This is a genomic window from Bacillus sp. Root920, from assembly GCF_001429445.1.
Taxonomy (GTDB): Bacteria; Bacillota; Bacilli; order Bacillales; family Bacillaceae; genus Bacillus; species Bacillus safensis.
On sequence record NZ_LMJV01000001.1, the window covers coordinates 1681986 to 1704205 of the forward strand.

16 protein-coding genes are annotated in these 22220 nt (G+C 40.8%); all 16 read left to right on the plus strand.

The genetic code is table 11. The features are described 5' to 3' along the window. The first annotated feature begins 30 nt into the window (after window positions 1–30). The 16 genes from ftsL (at window position 31) to ASE42_RS08310 (ending at window position 22116) form a co-directional block, all read left to right on the plus strand. The gene (ftsL, locus tag ASE42_RS08235; protein ID WP_056766367.1) at window positions 31–378 is read left to right on the plus strand and encodes a cell division protein FtsL; all 348 of its coding nucleotides are present in this window, start codon (window positions 31–33) and stop codon (window positions 376–378) included. Between the two features lie 7 nt (window positions 379–385). Next, window positions 386–2536: a penicillin-binding protein gene (locus tag ASE42_RS08240; protein ID WP_056766876.1), complete on the plus strand. Its 2151-nt coding sequence runs from the start codon at window positions 386–388 to the stop codon at window positions 2534–2536. 128 nt (window positions 2537–2664) lie between these two features. Continuing rightward, window positions 2665–4584 (plus strand): stage V sporulation protein D, encoded by a 1920-nt coding sequence (locus tag ASE42_RS08245; RefSeq protein WP_024424263.1) that lies wholly within the window; start codon window positions 2665–2667, stop codon window positions 4582–4584. A gap of 211 nt (window positions 4585–4795) precedes the next feature. Further along, a complete protein-coding gene (locus ASE42_RS08250) occupies window positions 4796–6271 on the plus strand; it encodes a UDP-N-acetylmuramoyl-L-alanyl-D-glutamate--2,6-diaminopimelate ligase (protein WP_024424262.1) in 1476 nt (491 codons plus the stop codon). 135 nt (window positions 6272–6406) lie between these two features. Next, window positions 6407–7381 (plus strand): phospho-N-acetylmuramoyl-pentapeptide-transferase, encoded by a 975-nt coding sequence (mraY, locus tag ASE42_RS08255; RefSeq protein ID WP_003211854.1) that lies wholly within the window; start codon window positions 6407–6409, stop codon window positions 7379–7381. A gap of 9 nt (window positions 7382–7390) precedes the next feature. Next, window positions 7391–8737 (plus strand): UDP-N-acetylmuramoyl-L-alanine--D-glutamate ligase, encoded by a 1347-nt coding sequence (gene murD, locus ASE42_RS08260; RefSeq protein ID WP_056766878.1) that lies wholly within the window; start codon window positions 7391–7393, stop codon window positions 8735–8737. Between the two features lie 59 nt (window positions 8738–8796). Then, entirely contained in the window at window positions 8797–9897 is a 1101-nt protein-coding gene (gene spoVE, locus ASE42_RS08265) for a stage V sporulation protein E (protein ID WP_024424259.1), read from the plus strand. Window positions 9898–10093: 196 nt separating this feature from the next. After that, window positions 10094–11188, plus strand: a complete 1095-nt coding sequence (murG, locus tag ASE42_RS08270; protein ID WP_024426929.1) for an undecaprenyldiphospho-muramoylpentapeptide beta-N-acetylglucosaminyltransferase — start codon at window positions 10094–10096, stop codon at window positions 11186–11188. Between the two features lie 31 nt (window positions 11189–11219). Further along, window positions 11220–12131, plus strand: coding sequence for a UDP-N-acetylmuramate dehydrogenase (gene murB, locus ASE42_RS08275; RefSeq protein ID WP_024426930.1), 912 nt, complete (start codon window positions 11220–11222; stop codon window positions 12129–12131). Window positions 12132–12256: 125 nt separating this feature from the next. Next, the gene (locus ASE42_RS08280; RefSeq protein WP_024424256.1) at window positions 12257–13036 is read left to right on the plus strand and encodes a cell division protein FtsQ/DivIB; all 780 of its coding nucleotides are present in this window, start codon (window positions 12257–12259) and stop codon (window positions 13034–13036) included. Further along, entirely contained in the window at window positions 13033–13722 is a 690-nt protein-coding gene (locus tag ASE42_RS08285) for a DUF881 domain-containing protein (protein WP_025092542.1), read from the plus strand. The genes ASE42_RS08280 and ASE42_RS08285 overlap by 4 nt, the downstream gene beginning before the upstream one ends. A gap of 20 nt (window positions 13723–13742) precedes the next feature. Then, window positions 13743–14468 carry a DUF881 domain-containing protein gene (locus ASE42_RS08290; protein ID WP_041117315.1) on the plus strand — a complete coding sequence of 242 codons (726 nt, stop codon included), beginning with the start codon at window positions 13743–13745 and terminating at the stop codon, window positions 14466–14468. Beyond that, window positions 14468–14836, plus strand: coding sequence for a small basic family protein (locus ASE42_RS08295; RefSeq protein WP_003210988.1), 369 nt, complete (start codon window positions 14468–14470; stop codon window positions 14834–14836). The genes ASE42_RS08290 and ASE42_RS08295 overlap by 1 nt, the downstream gene beginning before the upstream one ends. Before the next feature lie 159 nt (window positions 14837–14995). After that, complete coding sequence (ftsA, locus tag ASE42_RS08300; protein ID WP_024424253.1) at window positions 14996–16318, plus strand: cell division protein FtsA; 1323 nt, start codon at window positions 14996–14998, stop codon at window positions 16316–16318. Between the two features lie 33 nt (window positions 16319–16351). Next, on the plus strand, window positions 16352–17497 hold the full coding sequence (gene ftsZ, locus ASE42_RS08305) for a cell division protein FtsZ (RefSeq protein ID WP_056766369.1): 1146 nt from the start codon (window positions 16352–16354) through the stop codon (window positions 17495–17497). Between the two features lie 302 nt (window positions 17498–17799). Continuing rightward, window positions 17800–22116 carry a S8 family peptidase gene (locus ASE42_RS08310; protein ID WP_056766371.1) on the plus strand — a complete coding sequence of 1439 codons (4317 nt, stop codon included), beginning with the start codon at window positions 17800–17802 and terminating at the stop codon, window positions 22114–22116. Window positions 22117–22220: the final 104 nt, after the last annotated feature.

The following is a 22220-nucleotide window of genomic DNA, read 5'->3' on the forward strand; positions in this document are numbered from 1 at the left end:
CCATAGATGATGATAAAAAGGAGGTTTCTTATGAGTAATTTGGCTTACCAAAGAGAAGTAAAACAATATCAAACAGAGCAGCAAGGCCAATCGGTTGTTATTAAAAGAAGAGTTTCTATCACACTTGGTGAAAAAATCTTACTTGTCATGTTTGTCATGGCTCTTATGTGTAGCTCCATTCTCATCATTTCTAAGGCCTTTGCTGTCTATCACGCCAATATCGAAGTCCAGAAATTAGAGCAGCAAGTATCTTTAGAATCGAAGAAGATCACTGAGCTTCAAAAAGAAAAAGACTTGCTGAGTGAACCAGAGAGAGTCATTGATACTGCGAAAAAAGCAGGCTTAAGAATTTCGAAAGATGTTAAGAAGGTCGATTAAGATGGCGATGCCTAAAAAGAATAAAATGATGAACAGAGGCGCGGCAATTGCGAGTATTTGCTTCGCCCTGTTTTTCTTTATCATCCTTGCACGTTTTATCTATATTCAGATTACAGGAACGGTCGATGGCCAAGTGTTAGCCGCAAAGGCAAATGAACAATATCAATCGAAGAAAACACTTGAAGCGAAAAGAGGGTCTATTTTAGACCGAAATGGGAATGTGATTGCCGAGGATACATCTGTCTATAAGCTCATTGCAATCATGAGCAAGAAAATGACGGTCGATCCAAAGCACCCGATGCATGTCGTCGACAAAGAAAAGACAGCAAAAGAGCTGTCAAAAGTCATTGATATGAGCGAAAGCGAAATTTTAAAGCGTCTGAATACTAAAGGTGCGTTCCAAGTGGAGTTTGGTAAAGCTGGGAAAGACATCAGTTTTTCAACAAAGGAAAAAATTGAAAAGCTAAAGCTTCCAGGGATCGCATTTGAAAAAGACACGAAGCGATATTATCCAAACGGCATGTTTGCGTCGAATCTGATCGGTTATGCAAGATTAGATGAGGCAACGAAGGACATGTCAGGCGCGATGGGACTTGAGAAGGCGCTGAACAAATTTTTAAAAGAAAAAGACGGCTATGTGACATATAACAGTGACAGAAGCGGATGGGCTCTTCCAAATAGTAAAGAAGACATTGTCGCTCCGAAGGATGGAAAAAATGTCACGCTGACCATCGATCAAAAAATCCAAGCGTTCCTTGAAGAAAGTATGACGCAGGTTGCCAAAAAATATAAACCGAAGAAAATCATTGCCACAGTCGTTGACCCAAAAACGGGAAAGGTGCTCGCGATGGGACAGCGGCCAAGCTTTAATTTAAATGAATTAGACATTACGAATTATAACAATGATGTCATTTCATATGCGTTTGAACCAGGTTCAACGATGAAAATCTTTACACTTGCTGCGGCAATCCAAGAAGGGGTCTACCAAGGCAATGATAAATATCAATCTGGTACTTATAAAGTAGGAGGCGGCCTTGTAAGAGACCACAACAATGGAAACGGCTGGGGAAAAATTGACTTTCATGAAGGGGTTCTCCGTTCGTCTAACGTAGCTTTTGCAAAGCTGGCAAAAGAAAAATTAGGCTTCACGCGCTACGAACAATATTTGCAGAAGTTCCATTTCTATGACAAAACAGGTATTGACTTACCGAACGAAGCGTCTAGTAAAATCAATTACAGATACGAATATGACAAAGCATCGACGGCTTACGGTCAAGCGTCTGCCATTACACCGATTCAACAAATCGAAGCAGCGACAGCAATAGCAAACGGCGGAACGATGATGAAGCCATATGTCATTGATCATATTACAGACCCGAACACAAACAAAACGATTTTACAGCACGAACCAACAGTAGCTGGAAAACCAATTTCCTCTGATACAGCAAAGCAAGTCCGTGACATTTTAGGTGAGGTGGTTTCCTCGAAGATTGGAACAGGCCAGCCTTACCAAATCAAAGGATTTGACGTTGCTGGGAAAACAGGAACAGGACAAATTGGCGGTGCCGGCGGTTATCTCAAAGGAAGAAACGATTACGTCTTTTCATTTATGGGAATGGCGCCAAAAGATGATCCGAAGCTGCTCGTTTATGTCGCTGTACAGCAGCCGCAGCTGTCTGATACAGAAACTGGCTCTGCCCCAGTTGCACAAATCTTTAACCCAGTGATGAAAAATAGTCTGCTATATTTAAATATTGCACCAACAAAAACAGACGATAAAAAATCAGGCGAACAAAAAGTGAAGCAAGAAACAATGCCTTCATTCTTAGATTTAGAAGTGAAGCAGGCGGAAACAGAAGCCAAAAACAAAAACTTAACGCCTGTTGTTATCGGCGACGGCCTCTCCATTAAACGACAGTGGCCAAGTGCAGGCTCTGAATTCTCTGAAAGCCAGAAAGTTTTCTTGAAAACAGCAGGAAAAACGATAAAAATGCCTGATATGACAGGCTGGTCGAGACGGGAAGTCCTTCAATATGCATCCATTTCCGGTGTGCATATCGAAACAAAAGGACAAGGATATGCTGTCAAACAAAGTGTGAAAAATGGAGCGGAGATTTCAGATAAAGTCGTCACTGTGACATTTAAAAGCCCGAATTAACTGCAAAACCTAGCAAACGACTTGCTAGGTTTTTTCTTTTGCCGAGCGGGATAGACGAGACGTTCTACATAAGGACGGGCCTGCATATGATGGAAACAAGCCATATGTATGTAAGGAGTGAACCGGGCGTGCGAGTATCAAGTGTAACAGTGAGAAAACGATTGCTTTTCGTGCTGCTGTTTGGGGTGATCATTTTTTTCATCATAGATACTAGATTAGGATATGTACAGTTTATTATGGGCGAGAAGCTCACAAGCTTAGCAAAAGATTCATGGAGCCGGAATCTCCCGTTCGAACCAGAAAGGGGAGATATTTTGGACCGAAATGGGGTAGAGCTTGCGACGAACAAAAGTGCCCCATCTATATTGGTCGTCCCGCGGCAAATTAAAGATCCCGCAGAAACAAGCAAAAAACTGGCGGCAGTACTGAATATGTCTGAAGAGAAAGCGTACAAGCACGTCACAAAGAAAACATCCATCGAACGAATTTCTCCAGAAGGCAGAAAAGTATCTCATGAAAAAGCAAAAGAAGTCAGAGAGCTTGATTTAGATGGCGTTTATGTTGCGGAAGACAGCATCAGACACTATCCGTTTGGCAGTTTTCTTTCTCATGTGCTGGGCTTCGCTGGAATTGATAATCAAGGGTTACTTGGACTGGAAGCCTATTATGATGATGACCTAAAAGGTGAAAAAGGCTCTGTCAAGTTCTATTCCGATGCAAAAGGGCAGAAAATGCCAGATGAAGCAGATGATTATACACCGCCTAAAGATGGTCTTGATATGAAGTTAACTGTCGATGCGAAGGTGCAAACCATTATAGAACGGGAATTAGACAATGCGCAGGCAAAATATAACCCAGATGGGATGATTGCAATTGCGATGAACCCGAAGAACGGTGAAGTGCTTGGGATGTCGAGCAGACCGGATTTTGATCCAGCGGATTATCAATCAGTTGACTCGAAAGTGTTTAACCGAAATCTACCGGTGTGGAGCACATATGAGCCAGGTTCGACGTTTAAAATTATTACGCTTGCAGCAGCACTAGAAGAGAAAAAAGTCAATTTAAAACGCGATCATTTTTTTGACAGCGGTTCTGTGACAGTTGATGGTGCAAGACTTAGGTGCTGGAAAAAAGGCGGCCACGGATCACAGTCATTTTTAGAAGTGGTTCAAAACTCCTGTAACCCCGGTTTTGTTGAACTAGGCGATCGTCTAGGAAAGGATAAATTATTTTCCTATATTAAAAATTTCGGATTTGGCCAAAAAACAGGAATCGATCTTCAAGGGGAAGGGCGAGGCATTTTGTTCCCGCTGGACCGAGTTGGCCCTGTAGAGCAGGCGACAACTGCCTTTGGTCAAGGTGTATCTGTTACGCCGATACAGCAAGTAGCTGCCGTAGCAGCTGCGGTAAATGGCGGAACACTTTACACGCCTTACATTGCAAAAGAATGGATAGATCCAATCACAAAAGAGGTAGTGAAAAAGCAATCACCGATTGCCAAAAAGAAAGTGATTTCAGCAGAAACATCAAAAGAAATCAGATATGCGCTTGAAAGTGTAGTCGCTCAAGGAACTGGCCGAAATGCATTTGTTGAAGGATATCGAGTTGGCGGAAAAACAGGGACAGCACAGAAGGTAAAAGACGGCAAGTACATGGAAAATAACCACATTGTGTCATTTATCGGGTTTGCGCCTGCTGATGATCCAAGTATCGTTGTATATGTGGCGGTAGATAACCCGAAAGGCACTATTCAATTTGGCGGGACAGTTGCTGCACCAATTGTGGGTCATATTATGCGGGACAGCCTGCCTGAGATGGGTGTGAAAAAAAGAAAAGGACAAATTGAAAAGAAGTACCAGTGGCTGGACACAAAAACCATTGAAGTACCGAATCTTGTAGGGGGATCTGTTTCAGACCTTGAATCCTTACTGATTAACCTTAAGATCGATGCTTCTGGAACTGGCAGTAAAGTGGTGAAGCAATCGCCTGCTGCCGGGACAAAAGTCAAAGAAGGCTCCACCATCAGATTATACTTAAACGATGAATAATAAAGAATGAACAGAGGGTAGCCGCACTCATTCGGCTGCCTCTTTTTGTTGAAAGAGAAGGTCTGTTTGTAAAAAAGAGCCCAAAGTGTGTTTTTTCCAAGAGAAACTTAAGGAATACGCTGGATGTATCCCTTTTTTTACGATAAAATATAGACTGTGTGTTTTTTTCACAAGACATGCACGTGAACGAATTTGAGAGGTTTGATATGAAATGAAATTACAAGAACTCCTTACATATTTTAAAAGTGAAAACAACGAACTAATAAACGAAAATCCTGATATCACTTCCATTGAAATGGATTCAAGAGAGGTGAAAAAAGGAAGCCTTTTTGTCTGTATAAAAGGCTATACAGTAGATGGACACGATTATGCTGAAAAAGCGGTGAAAAGCGGGGCTGCAGCGATTGTAGCAGAACACCCTCTTAACATATCAGATGTACCAGTCATTATTGTAAAACACTCTCAAAGAGCTCTTGCAAGAATAGCTGATGCGTTTTACGAGCAGCCAACTCATAAGCTGAATCTCATCGGGATCACAGGAACAAACGGAAAAACTTCGACAACACACATGATTGAACAAATGATGAGAAAAGCCGAAAAGAAAACTGGCTTAATCGGTACGATGTATATGAAGGTGAATGATGACATTCTCGATGTGAAAAACACCACACCTGAAAGTGTCACACTTCAGAAAACTTTTAAACAGATGCTTGACCAAGATGTAGACACAGCCATTATGGAAGTATCATCACATGCACTGCATCTTGGCAGGGTACATGGATGTGATTATGATATTGCTGTTTTCACAAACCTTTCTCAGGACCATCTTGATTACCACAACACAATGGAAGAATATAAACATGCGAAAAGCTTGCTATTCTCACAGCTTGGCAGTGCCTTTCATCACGACAAGCCGAAGCATGCGATTTTAAATGCAGATGATGACGCTTCGAGTTATTATGAAAAAGTGACAGCTGCTGAAGTCATGACATATGGCTTAGAGCAAAAAGCAGATGTAATGGCAAAGAATATTCAAATCAAACCGAAGGGGACTCAATTTGATTTGATCACTCCAATTGGCACAAAAAATGTGACAGTTGCCCTCATCGGTAAGTTTAATGTGTACAACATTCTAGCAGCTGTATCAGTAGGGATCGTATCTGGCTTAACATTTGAAACGATTGTAAGTGCTATTGAAGAGCTGGAGGGAGTCAAAGGCCGATTTGAACTTGTGAACTGTGATCAAGATTTCCCTGTTATCGTCGATTACGCCCATACACCTGACAGCTTAGAAAATGTCCTGACAACGTGTAGAGAATTAACAGAGGGCAAAATTTTCTGTGTGATAGGCTGCGGCGGCGACCGTGATAAAACAAAGCGTCCTCAAATGGCCCAAATCGCTGTGAAGTATGCAGATGAACCTGTATTTACTTCAGACAACCCAAGAAGCGAAGATCCTTCAGCTATTTTAAAGGATATGGAAAATGGGGTGCCAGACGCATATTATCATAGTTTTGTGAATCGCAAACAAGCCATCTTTTTTGCAATTGCCAATGCGAAAAAAGGCGATACAGTCTTAATAGCGGGTAAAGGTCATGAGACATATCAAATCGTCGGCGATCAAGTTTACGATTTTGATGATGCAAAGGTTGCTATGGACGCTATTTTAGATCTAAACAAATCTTAAAATGATGAAAAGAGTGTAATGAAATGAAGCATTTTGTACAAAAACAACATACGAAGAACGCGAATGAATACCTTAATAATGAATGTGATTTTCTGATGGAAAACGGCTTTGGAAATTCGGAAGGAGTAAAGAACGATGCTTGAACAGGTGATATTGTTTACAATCATAATGGGATTTTTAATCAGTGTTCTTTTATCCCCGATTTTTATTCCGTTTTTAAGAAGGCTTAAATTTGGTCAAAGTATTAGAGAAGAAGGACCACAGTCTCACCAAAAGAAATCAGGTACTCCGACAATGGGCGGAATTATGATTATCTTTTCTATTACCATTACAACGATTGTGATGATCAACAAATTTTCTGAGATTAGTCCAGAAATGTTTTTATTGTTATTTGTTACGCTTGGCTACGGTCTATTAGGATTTTTAGATGATTATATTAAAGTAGCGATGAAACGAAACCTAGGTTTAACATCGAAACAGAAATTAATTGGTCAAATTGTGATCGCAGTGATTTTTTATGCAGTCTTCCATTATTATCAGTTTGCAACGACGATTCGCATTCCAGGAACAGATGTGAGCTTCGATTTAGGATGGGCTTACTTTATCCTTGTCGTTTTCATGCTTGTCGGAGGTTCTAATGCCGTGAACTTAACGGATGGACTGGATGGTCTATTATCTGGAACCGCGGCTATTGCCTTTGGAGCCTTTGCTATATTGGCTTGGAATCAATCACAGTACGATGTAGCGATCTTTTCAGTAGCTGTTGCTGGAGCCGTTCTTGGGTTTCTTGTGTTTAACGCGCATCCTGCAAAAGTATTTATGGGTGATACAGGGTCGCTTGCTTTAGGCGGAGCGATTGTAGCAATTGCGATTTTAACAAAGCTTGAAATTTTACTTGTCATTATTGGAGGAGTATTTGTTGTCGAAACGTTATCCGTTATTCTTCAAGTGATCTCCTTTAAAACAACTGGAAAAAGAATCTTTAAGATGAGTCCGCTTCACCACCACTATGAGTTAGTTGGCTGGTCTGAGTGGAGAGTAGTTGTCACCTTCTGGACAGCTGGTTTATTACTTGCTGTTTTAGGAATTTACATCGAGGTGTGGTTATAATTGAATAAGATGCAAATGTTAAAAAACGAACATGTACTAGTATTAGGTCTTGCAAAAAGCGGATATGCGGCAGCTTCAATTCTTCATGAGCATGGAGTAAATGTCATAGTAAATGACCAAAAGCCGTTTGAAGAAAATGAACCTGCTCAGCTTCTTTCTGAAAAGGGGATTGATGTCGTTTGCGGCAGCCATCCTCTTCGTATGTTCGATGATAAAGAAATTACGATTTTAATTAAAAATCCAGGAATTCCATATGAAAATGTGATGGTTCAAGAAGCGCTTCGCCGACGAATTCCAGTTTGGACGGAAATAGAATTAGCTTATCATTTAACCTCAGCTCCTTTTATTGGGATTACTGGTTCAAATGGAAAAACCACTACCACGACTTTGATTTATGAAATGTTGAAACAAGACAGTCAAAAAACTTTAGTAGCAGGTAATATTGGCACAGTTGCCAGCGAAGTCGCTGCAAAGGCAGCTGGCGATGAGTGGATCGTAACTGAACTCTCTTCTTTTCAGTTAATGGGAACAGTTGATTTCAGACCTAAAATCAGCTTAATATTAAATATTTTTGATGCACATTTAGACTATCACCACACTCGTGATGAATATGAAAATGCAAAGCAGAAAGTATACGCACATCAACTTGAAGATGACATAGCTGTTATTAACCTCGATGATCCATCAGTCGTAAAACTGGCTGAAGCTTCAAAAGCAAAAAAAGTGTTTTTCTCAGTGAAAGAGCAAGTAGAACATGGTGCGTATATTAAAAATGGTGCGATCTACTACATGAATGAACATATCATCGATTTAAAGGATGTTGTTCTTCCTGGTGAGCATAACCAAGAAAATATTTTGGCAGCTATTTGTGTCGTAAAAAATGCAGGCTGTTCAAATGAAGCAATCGCACACGTTCTCACGACATTTAGTGGAGTGAAGCATCGTCTGCAGTTTGTAGATACAATTCAAAGCAGAAAATTCTATAACGATAGTAAAGCCACCAATATACTGGCAACAAGTAAAGCATTGTCAGCTTTTAATCAGCCGACCATTTTACTAGCTGGCGGGCTTGATCGCGGCAATGAATTTGATGAATTGAAAACTTTTATGAAAAATGTAAAAGGAATTATCACATTTGGTGAGACGGCACCTAAGTTTGTGAAGCTTGGTGAAGAACTGGGAATACATCACGTAAAACATGTCGATAATGTTGAACAAGCAGTACCTGCGGCGTTTAACATTTCTGAAGAAGAAGACGTGATTTTATTATCTCCGGCTTGTGCAAGCTGGGATCAACATAAAACATTTGAAGAACGTGGAGACATGTTTGTAAACGCCGTGCATATGCTTAAATAAGGGCTTGTCTCTCGTATGACTGACAGCCCAAATGAAATTATGCTTGGGGTGTCGGTCTCTTGACGAATAAGAAAACTTCTCCGGACTTTTTGCTTGTTGTCATTACGTTACTTTTATTGACGATTGGTTTAATTATGGTGTACAGCGCTAGTGCTGTGTGGGCATCGTATAAATTTGATGATTCGTTTTATTTTGCAAAAAGACAGCTTTTGTTTGCCGGAATCGGAGTTATCGCGATGTTTTTCATTATGCGAGTCGATTATTGGACGTGGCGGACTTGGTCAAAGATATTGATTGCTGTTTGTTTTCTCCTTTTGCTGCTTGTACTTATTCCTGGTATCGGTATGGAGAGAAATGGATCAAGAAGCTGGATCGGTGTCGGTGCGTTTAGTATTCAGCCCTCTGAATTTATGAAGCTTGCGATGATTGCGTTTCTTGCAAAATTCTTATCTGAAAAACAAAAAAATATCACATCCTTTCGTAAAGGTTTCGCACCAGCATTAGGCATTGTATTTTCTGCATTTGCCATCATCATGCTGCAGCCAGATTTGGGAACAGGGACGGTAATGGTTGGAACCTGTATTATTATGATATTTGTTTCAGGTGCGAGAATTGCTCACTTTATATTTCTCGGTCTTCTAGGGCTCAGCGGATTTGCTGCACTAGTCTTATCAGCGCCCTACCGCATAAAACGAATTACATCGTACTTAAATCCTTGGGAAGATCCACTAGGCAGTGGGTTTCAAATTATTCAATCCTTATACGCTGTTGGTCCAGGCGGTCTGTTCGGAATGGGTCTCGGTCAAAGTAGACAAAAATTCTTTTATTTACCTGAGCCTCAAACAGACTTCATCTTTGCAATATTGTCTGAAGAGCTTGGCTTTATAGGAGGATCACTCATTTTGCTGCTCTTTAGTGTTCTATTATGGAGAGGCATACGAATAGCACTTGGAGCCCCAGACTTATATGGAAGTTTCCTAGCAGTTGGTATTATTTCAATGGTTGCCATTCAAGTGATGATTAATATCGCAGTTGTTACTGGACTTATCCCTGTGACAGGTATCACGCTCCCATTCCTAAGTTATGGCGGCTCATCACTGACATTAATGCTGATGGCAATTGGCGTACTCTTGAATGTAAGCAGGTACGCTAGATATTAGTGCTGCTAGTTCATGAAACCATGATGACATTTATTTTGCAAAAGTACAAAAAAATGATTTGAAGAGTAGAAATGACAGATTTTGTATTGGAAACATGTTTTTTGACTCTTCTTTACAGGTTTTAACGGAGCCCTGTTGTTTAAAACAGGGTTTATACTTTGTTCAGAGCAGAAAAAAATTGAGGGGAAATGGTATAATGCGTATAGTAATCAGTGGAGGCGGAACAGGCGGACATATTTATCCAGCCTTAGCTTTTATTAAAGAAGTGAAAAGACTGCATCCTGATGTAGAATTTTTATATATTGGTACTGAAAATGGACTTGAAAAGAAAATTGTAGAAAGAGAAAATATCCCTTTCAAGTCCATAGAAATTTCAGGTTTTAAAAGAAAGCTTTCCTTTGATAACGTAAAAACGGTGATGAGATTTCTAAAAGGCGTTCAAAAAAGCAAATCTTACTTAAAGGAATTTAAGCCAGATGCGGTCATTGGAACAGGTGGTTATGTGTGCGGCCCTGTCGTTTATGCAGCTTCTAAGCTGAAAATCCCGACCATTATTCACGAACAGAACAGCCTGCCTGGTATCACAAATAAGTTTCTAGCAAGATATGTTGATAAGGTAGCCATCTGCTTTGAAGAAGCAAAGGCACATTTTCCTTCTGAAAAGGTTGTATTTACGGGAAACCCTAGAGCCTCTGAAGTCGTCTCTATAAAAGAGGGGAAATCTCTGAAGGAGTTTGGGCTGGATGAAACGAAAAAAACGGTTCTTATTTTTGGCGGGAGCCGGGGGGCTGCGCCGATTAATAGAGCAGTTATTGACATGCAAGATGCATTAAAGGCTAAGAACTATCAGCTTTTATATATCACGGGTGAGGTTCATTATGAAAAAGTGCTGAACGAACTAAAGGAAAAAGGTGCAGCACCTAATATGATCACAAAGCCTTTCTTGCATCAAATGCCAGAATACTTGAAATCGATTGATGTGATTGTTGCAAGAGCCGGTGCCACAACGATTGCTGAAGTGACAGCCCTTGGAATTCCAACTATTTTTATTCCAAGCCCATACGTGACGGCAAATCACCAGGAAATCAATGCAAGATCACTAGAAAAGCATGACGCTGCAATCGTTTTAAGAGAATCAGAGCTTTCTGGAGAAAGCCTCCTTCATGCCATTGATGAAATTGCTGGTAATGAAGAAAAATTAAACGAAATGAGCCGTTTAACAAAAGAACTTGGAGTACCAGATGCGGCTGGACGTTTATATAATGTATTAAAAGAAATTACGACTACATGATGGAATGATATTAGGTAAGGCGGAGGGTAATATGGAGAACTTGAAGAATGAATTATTAGAAGCGCAAGTCGGTAAAGTGCTTGAAAATGAGCCGCTTGCAAATCATACGACAATGAAAATAGGCGGGCCGGCAGATCTATTGATCGTTCCTAAAGATATCGATTCAGTTAAAACGATCATGGATCAGATAAAAAAACACCACGCGGACTGGACGGTTATTGGAAGAGGGTCAAATTTACTCGTACTTGATAAAGGAATACGTGGCGTCGTCCTGAAGTTAGGCGCTGGACTTGATCACTTAACTGTAAATGATGAAGAAATTACAGTTGGCGGCGGCTACTCTGTTGTAAGGCTTGCAACGTCTCTTAGTAAGCAGGGTCTTTCAGGGCTGGAATTTGCAGCTGGTATCCCAGGGTCTATTGGCGGCGCTGTTTATATGAACGCAGGTGCGCACGGATCTGATATCAGTAAGATTCTTGTGAAAGCGAGAATCTTATTTGAAGATGGAAGCATCGAGTGGCTAACAAATGAGCAGATGAACTTTAGCTATAGAACGTCTGTCCTTCAAAAGGAACGACCAGGCATTGTTCTCGAGGCCGTGTTTAAGCTCAAACAGGATGATCGCGAGAAAATCACAAAGAAAATGCAGCAAAATAAAGACTATCGCAAGGAAACACAGCCTTATAATCGACCATGTGCCGGAAGTATTTTTCGAAATCCGCTGCCTGAATATGCAGGACAGCTTGTAGAAAAAGCGAATTTAAAAGGGTACCAAATTGGCGGAGCAAGAATCTCTGATATGCATGGCAACTTTATTGTGAACGCTGGCGGGGCTACTGCTCAAGACGTGCTGGACTTAATCCAGTACATTCAAAAGAAAATTAAAGATGACTACAATGTAGATATGCATACAGAAGTAGAAATTATCGGTGAAGCAAATTAAAAGCAAGTTTTATGAATGATGGCATCACAGGAAAACAAACGGCATGAAAGAATGCCGTTTGTTTTCTCATCAAAAGATGACCCAAAGGTGTGGACAAGCAGCTTTGAATGGGGTGAAGAATATATATGCGGCCTGATCATGAAAATGAAAAGATCGTCAATATAGAAGAACGAATTCCTAAAATTAAAGAACAAAGGAAGCAGAAAGCGAATCGGAGACTAATCTCTTTTATTCTACTGTTTTTTATCATGGTTTTAATCATTATTTATTTGCAGACACCAATCAGTAAAATTTCTTCTTTAACTATCACGGGTAATGAGCATGTCCCTACAAAACAGCTTGTGAAACTTTCCCAGATTAAAGAAGGCGAAACAGAGTTTTGGAATTTAAATAAAGATTTAACAGCAGATCATATTAAGCAAAACAAACTGATTAAAAGTGTCAGTATCAAAAAACATTTTCCAAATAAGGTTAGTATTGCTGTCAAGGAATATGCCAATATTGCGTATCTTCAAAAGGGAAATTTATACTATGAGCTTCTTGAAAATGGGACAGCATTACCAGAAGAAGTCACACCAAGTCATGCAGGACCTATTTTTGTTGATTGGGACAATAAAGAGAAGCTGAAGCAAACGGTTAGATCTTTAAATCAGCTGCCAGCCTCTATTCAGGAACTCATCTCAGAAATATATTATGTGCCAACAAGCTCAAACCAGTGGCTCGTTAAATTTTATATGAATGACGGGAACACCGTGATTGCATCAATTAAAACATTCGCTGATAAAATGAAAACCTATCCTGCCATTGTAAAAGAACTTTCGCCATCTGAAAAAGGCACAATCCATATGGAAGTCGCGACGTATTTTGAAGCGTTTAAATCTAAGAAAAAGGAAGATGAACGTTGAGAGGCAAAACAGTTATATTCTCAATTGTCATGCTTGTTCTTGGTTTTCTGATTTCTTTTTCATACCAATATACTAAGCAGCATCAGGCAGATGTCATTCGAACAGAGCAATGGAAAAAAGAATACTCCTTGAAAAGTCAGCTGACAAAGCAAGAAAAGGCGAATCAGAAACTTGAAAAAGAATTATATAGTCTTCAATCACAGGTTCAAGCCACTGAGTCCAATTTGAAAAATGAAAAAGAGCAGTATTTTAATGTATTGGAAGATGTTGAGAAATACAGGATGTTTACAGGAGAGATCGGTGTAAAAGGAAAAGGGGTACAAGTATCCCTTGAAGATGCATCTTATATCCCGAGTGGACAAAATGTCAATAATTACATTGTTCATGAGAGCCACATTTTTCATGTGATAAACGAACTGTTTATATCAGGGGCCTCTGCCGTATCTATTAATGGACAGAGAATTACACACCAATCATACATACATTGTAATGGCCCAGTTGTCACAGTTGACGGTGTTCAGCATCCAGCGCCATTTGTTATTTCTGCTATTGGTGATCCGGCTGTGTTAATACCTGCATTAAATATTGCAGGAGGAGTGGTCGATCAGCTGACAAGTGATCACATTTCGATGACGATTGAAAAAAAGGATATTCGTATGAATCCTCTTTTAAAACACAAAGATTAAAAGTGAAAAGGTGAGTGGTGTTGAGGAAAAAGAAGCCTTTACTTAGTTTGACAGCCTTAATGGTGATATTCGGCATCATGGTCTCCATCCAATTTAATTCATTGCAAAAGCCCAAAGTTCGTGATACTCGCGATGTGTGGGAGCTAAGAGAGGATTTATCTGCATCTAAAAGTAAAGAATTGGATTTACTGAAAGAAATTGATAAATACGATGAAATGCTGAAAAAGTATGGTCGTCAAGGAGATCAATCAAAAGAAGCTCAACTAACTAAAACATTAAAAGATTTAAAAGAAAAGGCTGGTTTTACAGAAGTGACAGGGGAGGGAATTGAAGTTGACATCTCTCAGCTCTTCTCCAAGGATCTGACCGGGGAAGAAGTGAAAAATATCCCCCCTGATCTTCTGAAAAAGCTAATCAACGAAGCCAATATGTATGGAGCAAAACATATTTCTATTAATGACCACCGTGTGATTAATACAAGTGTGATTCGAGATATTAATGGTACGACGAAAATGGATGGCTACAGCTTAGATGGTGATGAAGTGACCATCAAGATGATCAGCGACCAGGCCGACAAATTATACAGCCGTTTAAATGTATCAGATATTGGTGATTTGTTTGCTCAGGAAAATTTCGGCTTAAGTATTAGCCAGCCGAAGCAGCAAATTCAATTAAAAGCATATGACGGTGCAATTCAGTTAAACGAGTTGAAGCCTCTTGACGATGTAAAGGAGGGAAAATCTTAATGTGGCTTCCTGTACTTGGCTTAATCATAGGAGTTGCGATCGGTTTCTTAACAAATTTTACGATACCGAATGAGTATTCTAATTATCTTTCCCTCGCTGTACTTGCTGCGCTTGATACATTGATTGGTGGAATCAGGGCACATCTGCAAGGGGCATACGATGAACTAGTGTTTGTATCAGGCTTTTTCTTTAATATTATACTTGCAATAAGTTTAGCTTTTCTGGGCGTCCATCTTGGTGTAGACTTGTATTTAGTCGGAATGTTTGCTTTCGGCGTTAGATTGTTTCAAAATATAGCAGTTATTCGCAGAATTCTACTAACAAAATGGACAATTTCTAGAGAAAAAAAGAAAAAAAGTGAGTCATAAAAAAGGATATACATATGATGTAACGAATATTTTCAGTAATCCTAATAAGAAATGTTGATTTTTTAAGTTTTGTTACACACTTGTAAAAACACATTCATTGTATTGTTGTTCAGCAAATAATAGAATAGAAAGTATTGATATGTGAGGAGGTGCCATAGAATGAACAACAATGAAATTTACGTCAGCCTTGACATCGGTACATCCAATATAAAAGTCATCGTCGGAGAAATGGCGGATGATTCGCTTAACATTATAGGTGTTGGAAATGTCCCTTCAGAAGGGTTAAAAAAAGGATCGATTGTTGATATAGATGAGACAGTTCATTCTATTAGACAAGCATTTGAACAGGCTGAGAGAATGGTAGGTTTTCCTTTACAAAAGGCGATTGTCGGAATTAACGGAAACCACATTCATATTCAGAATACGAGCGGCGTGGTCGCAGTATCTAGTGAAAACAAAGAAATACATGCTGAAGATGTGAGACGTGTCTTAGATGCTGCACAGGTAGTATCTATTCCTCAAGAACATCTCGTCGTAGACGTCATCCCGAGACAATTTATCGTCGACGGAAGAGATGAGATCACTGATCCGAAAAAAATGCTTGGTGTTCGGCTAGAGGTGGATGGATCGTTAATTACAGGTTCTAAAACGATTCTACATAACTGGCTCCGATGTGTAGAAAGAGCTGGAATTGAAATTATGGATATTTGCTTGCAGCCGCTCGCATCGGGCTCAGCAGCATTATCGAAAGATGAAAAAAATCTAGGGGTAGCTCTCGTCGATATTGGCGGCGGATCTACAACGATTTCCGTATTTGAAAACGGGCATCTCTATTCTACTCACAGTATCCCTTTGGGCGGAGAGAACATTACAAAAGATTTGTCTATAGGACTTAGAACTTCTACTGAAGAAGCTGAACGAATCAAAAAACAATTTGGACATGCGTTTTATGATGAGGCATCGTCTGAAGAAACATTTGAAGTTTCTGTCATCGGTACCGATCAGAAACAGACGTATACACAGCTTGAGGCGGCTAATATCATCGAGGCTCGGCTGGAAGAAATCTTGCTCTTTGTGGCAGAGGAATTAAGAAATATGGGTGTCCATGATTTGCCTGGCGGATTCGTTCTAACAGGTGGACAGGCAGCTATACCAGGTATCCTTTCTCTTGCACAAACGGTCTTGCAAAACAATGTTAGAATTGCAAGTCCGAATTATATTGGGGTGAGAGAACCTCAGTATATGACAGGAGTGGGTCTGATCCACTTTGCTTATCGCAATGCAAAGATTCAGGGCAGACAAGTTGGATTCCAAATGCCGGATGAGGCGTTTCATGAAGTAGGCGCATCCATGGAGCCGGTTTCTTCTGCACCACAAGTGAAAGAAGCGCAGCCAAGACCGAAAGTAAAACAAAAAGCACAAGAAGAGACAAATAAAAAACCGGGCAAAATGAAAAAACTATTTAATATGTTCTGGGAATAGAATTAGATTTTCGACGGATTAGGAGGATTCAGCATGTTGGAGTTTGAAACAAATATAGACGGCCTAGCATCAATTAAAGTAATCGGAGTAGGTGGAGGCGGAAATAACGCTGTCAACCGAATGATCGAAAATGACGTACAAGGTGTCGATTTCATTGCAGTCAACACAGATGCACAGGCGTTAAATCTATCAAAAGCAGAAACGAAAATGCAAATCGGTGCTAAGCTGACAAGAGGGCTTGGAGCAGGTGCGAATCCTGAAGTCGGTAAAAAAGCTGCTGAGGAAAGCAAAGAACAGATTGAAGAAGTATTAAAAGGCGCAGACATGGTCTTTGTTACTGCTGGTATGGGCGGTGGAACTGGTACGGGTGCTGCACCTGTCATTGCAAAAATCGCAAAAGATTCTGGTGCATTGACAGTTGGAGTCGTGACTCGTCCTTTCACATTTGAAGGAAGAAAGCGTCAGCTTCAAGCCGTCGAAGGAATTGCTTCTATGAAAGAAGCAGTTGACACATTAATCGTCATTCCAAACGATCGCTTGCTTGAAATTGTTGATAAAAACACGCCAATGCTTGAAGCATTCCGTGCAGCAGATAACGTGCTACGACAAGGTGTTCAAGGGATCTCAGATCTTATTGCTACACCAGGTTTAATTAACCTTGACTTTGCTGACGTGAAAACGATCATGTCCAATAAAGGTTCTGCTCTTATGGGTATTGGTGTCGCAACAGGTGAAAATCGTGCTGCTGAAGCTGCGAAGAAAGCTATTTCTTCACCACTTCTAGAAACGGCGATTGACGGTGCACAAGGTGTCATCATGAATATTACTGGTGGTACGAACCTAAGTCTTTATGAAGTACAAGAAGCAGCGGACATTGTTGCTTCTGCATCTGACGAAGATGTAAACATGATTTTCGGGTCTGTCATTAATGATAACTTGAAGGATGAAATTGTGGTAACCGTCATCGCTACTGGATTTATTGAGCAAGAGCCAGAAGTGACAAAACCACAAAGAAATCCATTAGGACAAGGATTAAAGCACAATCAGTCCATTCCTCAAAAGCGTGAAGTAAAACGTGAGGAACATCAGCAACCATCATCTCAACCGAGACAAAATACACAATCAAGTGATGATACGCTGGATATCCCAACGTTCTTGCGCAACCGTAATAAACGCTAATCGATTATCACTCATCCCCTTCCATTGGAAGGGGATTTTTTCATGTTCAATATATAAAGAAACCCGCATCTCTTCTGATCATAAAGTATTAAATGTGTCTGGATCACTTCATTCAACATATGTATTTTGGATTAGGGTGATTAAGTAAAAAGGATCATTTTTAAATCCTATTACAAAAAGCGACAAAATGATGAACTTTATTTGACTACATTAAATAGAACACCATGAATCTTGTCATGAACAAAGGAAAGAGAGGAGTGAGATCCACACTCTGTTTGACCATTTGAGGAGGAGGGATTTGATTGAAAATGAAGTTTCGCAAAACCGCCGGCTATCGTTTGATGAGTCTTTTGGTGATTGGTACTTTAACGATGACAAGCTTTGGGATGGTTCAAGCAAAATCGACTTCTACCTCATATCAAGAGGACGCTGTTTCCTCCAAGAAAGTAAAAGCAAAGATCTCATCTAGATTAATGAAACAGTTTCAACAAGAAGACAAGGTGACCTTTTTAGTCAAAATGAAGGAACAAACAAATGTGAAAAAAGTGGCGAAGGATGCTGTATCAAAAGCCAAAAGACAGAAGTTAACAGCTGCTAAAACGCAGTACACAAAAAGATCAGCTGTCGTATCAGAACTAAGAGCGACGTCTGAAGAGACGCAGGAAGCGCTGCTTACTTATTTACAAAAGGCACAGAAGAAAAAGCAAGTGAAGGATATTCATTCGTACTATATTGTGAATGGTCTCGCTGTGACAGGCACGAAAGAAGTTATGGAAAAGGTGGCTTCCTTCCCAGAAGTAGATCAAGTGCTGCCAAATGAAATCCGTCAAATCCATCGTCCTGTTGATTTGAAGACTTCAAAGAAGAATAAACAAATCAAAGCAGCAGATGGAATCGAGTGGAACATTTCTCAAGTTCATGCCCCAGAAGCATGGGCGTTAGGCTATGACGGAACTGGTACCGTTGTGGCAAGTATTGATACAGGTGTGGAATGGGATCATCCTGCATTAAAAGAAAAATACCGCGGATTCGATCCTGCACGTCCGAATGAACCTTCTCATGAATTCAATTGGTACGATGCAACGACAGGTTCTGAAGCGCCATACGATGATTTAGAGCATGGTACACATGTAACGGGAACGATGGTTGGCTCTGAGCCAAATGGAGAGAATCAAATTGGGGTCGCACCAGGTGCAAAATGGATCGCGGTGAAAGCTTTCTCAGAAGATGGTGGTTCAGATGCTGATCTGCTTGACGCAGGTGAATGGATTTTAGCTCCAAAAGATGAAAACGGAAACCCACATCCAGAAAAGGCGCCAGATGTGGTCAATAATTCTTGGGGCGGTGGACCCGGTCTTGATGATTGGTATAAAGATGTGGTCAATGCTTGGAGAGCAGCGGACATCTTCCCAGAGTTTTCAGCTGGCAATACGGATTTATTTAACCCTGGCGGTGAGGGATCTATTGCAAATCCTGCGAACTATCAGGAAGCCTTTGCGACGGGTGCAACAGATCAAAACAACAAATTGGGTTCTTTCTCTTTGCAAGGCCCCTCTCCATATGGCGTCATGAAACCAGATATTGCGGCCCCAGGGGTAAACATTCGTTCTTCTATTCCTGGGAAAGGGTATGAAGATGGCTGGAATGGAACCTCGATGGCAGGTCCGCATGTTTCAGCTGTTGTGGCTCTTCTGCGCCAAGTACAGTCAGATCTGTCTGTTGAAGAGATCGAAGACATTCTCACTGATACTGCAAAGCCGCTGACCGATCAGCAATTTCCGGAATCCCCTAACAATGGCTATGGGGCAGGATTAGTTGATGCAAAAGAAGCGATCACAGCATTAACAGATGGAATTGGTACGATTGAAGGACAGGTGACAAAAGAAGGAGAAGATACAGAACCACCCGTTTTTTCTCATAAAGGACCGAATGAAATTTTTGCCTCTACACCAACACCTCTAAGCATCACAGCAGAAGATGAAGTAGCTGTGACCAATGTCTCCTTGACTTATCAAGTGGATCAAGGGAAAAGAGAGACGCTGCAAGCAAAACGTACGGATGGAAATCATTTAAAAGGGACCTATGTTGTCCAGCTCCCAGAACTTGAGGGAGAAAACGTCACGTACCGATGGATTGTGAAAGATTTTGGAGAAAATGAAGCCGCATCAGAACCGTATACGATTCCGATTAAATCATCCATCACGACTGGCTACTCGCAAGATTTTGAAGCATGGCCAAGTGGATGGTTCAGTGGTGGAACAAAAGATCCTTGGCAGTGGGGGAAGCCGACCACAGGTCCGAAACAAGCCTTTACTGGAGATCATGTCTACGCCACAAACCTAGACAGTCCTTATGAAAATCAAACAGATGCTCATTTATCTATGCCGATGATTGCTGTACCTGAGTCAGGCTCCTCCTTTTTACAATATCAATACTGGCATGACCTTGAAGCAAATTATGACTATGTGCATATTCATGTGCAGCCTGAGGGGGAAGATGCTGTCCAAGTGGCAGCCTACACAGGCAAAACAAGTGGATGGACAAAAGGAGAAGTAGATTTATCTGCTTACAAAGGTCAGAACGTGAGAGTTATTTTTCAGCTAAGAACGGATGGCAGTGTGACAAAAGACGGTTTTTATTTAGATGATGTGAAAATAACAGATCAAGCCTTGCCTCAAAAGGCAAAGAAACAGCTTGGCGTCATCAAAAAAGAAAAGTCAGCACAGGAGCAGAAGAAACCCGTCGATCCGAAAAGCGCAAAGCCTGCTAAAATAAAAGAAAAACATGTCCAGATGAAAAAGGAAAAAAGCTTAGATGCCCCATCTATCAAAGCTCTTCCGATGAAGGCAGAAATCAGTGTTCTTGAAAGCGGCAAGTCCACGTACACAGATGAAGCGACAGGGAGATATCAGCTTTCTCATGGTGCAGGGGAATTTACAGTGAAAGCTGAAGCATATGGCTTTGAATCACGCACACAAAAAGTCAATATTCCTGCAAATGATCAGGCAGAGGCAAATTTCTCGTTACAGCCACTAGAAAAACGAACGATATCTGGCACAATTGTCAATGAAACAACGGGTGAAAAAGTAAAGGATGCTACGGTTTATCTTGTAGAGGATGCGAAAATTGAGCCGGTGAAAACAGATGAATCTGGCGAGTTTTCTCTAGAGGCATTGAGCGGTGTATATACAGTCAAAGTATTTGCGAAAGGGTTTAAAGGATATTCGTTTACAGCCGATGTGACAGAAAAGCCGCTTGAAAAAGCAATCAAGCTGGAACCTTTCATCGGTTTTGCTGGCGAAATTGGCTACGATGACGGAACAGCTGAAAATGCACGGGCGTTCTATGATCCTGGTAATGGCTGGGCGGTGAAATTTTCATTAGAAAAAGGGAAGAAACAAGCACAGGTCACAGGGGGGCTTTTCCGTTTCTGGACAACAGAGTGGCCAGCCCCTGGCGGGAATGAATTTGCGGTTGAAGTGTATGATGCTTCTGGGAAGGACGGCGCTCCAGGTGAGAAAATTGCGGGACCTTTTAAAGCGAATGCGCTGCGTAATGGTGAATGGACAAAAGTAGATTTAGAAGATCAAGCCATTACGGTGGATGGAGATTTCTATCTTGTCTATATTCAAACGAAAAAGAATACGGAATCTCCAGGCCTTGCAACAGATGAAGATGGACCAAATGCTGAAAGAAGCTGGCAGCTGACAAGCGGTGCCTTTTCTCCTTCTCCAAAAGAAGAGGGAAATTATATGATTCGTGCGCTTGTCCAATATGAAGCAGATGTGCCAGAAATAACATCTCCAAAGGCTGGAACGATCACGAACAAAGATGAACTGGAGATCGAAGGTAAAGCCTCTCCAGGGCTTGATGTAGCGATCTATCAAAACGATAAAGAGATTGCCAAAGTGAAAGCAGATCAGTCGGGTGCTTTCAAAGAGAAGGTTACAGTGTCAAGCGGAGAGCATGTATTCACGGCTGCTACTGTTACGGATAAAGGCGCAACGAAAAAATCCAAATCAGTCAAGGTGATCATTGATCAAACAGCCCCAGTGTTAACGATAGATACACCAAAAAAAGGGGAAAAGTCTAACAAAGAATCACTCACTGTAGAAGGAAAGGTAACGGATGATCATCTTGATCAAGTCACTGTGAATGGAAAAAAAGCAGCAATAAAAGATGGGAAATATTCTGCAAGAATCCTGCTTGAAAACGGGAAAAATACGATCAAAGTAACAGCAAAAGATGCAGCAGGAAACAAAACGACTAAAAAAGTCGATATCGATGTTCAATACGAAGCGCCTGAGATTTCTAAGCTGACACCAGCAGAGAATGTCAATCTATCATCAGGTGAGTCTGTTAAAATTTCATTTAACAGCAGAGAAAAGCTAGACGCAACGTTTGTCATTCACATGCCGCTGACAAACGCGAGATCAAAGCTGCAAAATACAACAGAGCTGCCGCTTCGTGAGGTAGCCAAGGGAACATATGAAGGTTACTGGACAGCTACTTCTACCGCCAAAGCAAAAGGTGCAGTCATTGAAGTAATTGTGCGGGATGATTATGGAAATGTTACTCGACAAAAGGCCCCAGGCACATTAAATATCAATGTAAAATAACCCTTAAAAAAGGCACGACTCCTTGGAGCGTGTCTTTTTCGTTTCGAATGATTGTTTGTAAGCTTGTCCGGAAGCACACTCTCTTTCTTTGTGCTCTCATTCCT

What these genes read in the sequence shown, in the direction of transcription:
- ftsL (WP_056766367.1), top strand. Translation starts at nt 31, where the DNA reads ATGAGTAATTTGGCTTACCAAAGAGAAGTAAAACAATATCAAACAGAG.
- ASE42_RS08240 (WP_056766876.1), top strand. Translation starts at nt 386, where the DNA reads ATGCCTAAAAAGAATAAAATGATGAACAGAGGCGCGGCAATTGCGAGT.
- ASE42_RS08250 (WP_024424262.1), top strand. Translation starts at nt 4,796, where the DNA reads ATGAAATTACAAGAACTCCTTACATATTTTAAAAGTGAAAACAACGAA.
- mraY (WP_003211854.1), top strand. Translation starts at nt 6,407, where the DNA reads ATGCTTGAACAGGTGATATTGTTTACAATCATAATGGGATTTTTAATC.
- murD (WP_056766878.1), top strand. Translation starts at nt 7,391, where the DNA reads ATGCAAATGTTAAAAAACGAACATGTACTAGTATTAGGTCTTGCAAAA.
- murG (WP_024426929.1), top strand. Translation starts at nt 10,094, where the DNA reads ATGCGTATAGTAATCAGTGGAGGCGGAACAGGCGGACATATTTATCCA.
- murB (WP_024426930.1), top strand. Translation starts at nt 11,220, where the DNA reads ATGGAGAACTTGAAGAATGAATTATTAGAAGCGCAAGTCGGTAAAGTG.
- ASE42_RS08280 (WP_024424256.1), top strand. Translation starts at nt 12,257, where the DNA reads ATGCGGCCTGATCATGAAAATGAAAAGATCGTCAATATAGAAGAACGA.
- ASE42_RS08295 (WP_003210988.1), top strand. Translation starts at nt 14,468, where the DNA reads ATGTGGCTTCCTGTACTTGGCTTAATCATAGGAGTTGCGATCGGTTTC.
- ftsA (WP_024424253.1), top strand. Translation starts at nt 14,996, where the DNA reads ATGAACAACAATGAAATTTACGTCAGCCTTGACATCGGTACATCCAAT.
- ftsZ (WP_056766369.1), top strand. Translation starts at nt 16,352, where the DNA reads ATGTTGGAGTTTGAAACAAATATAGACGGCCTAGCATCAATTAAAGTA.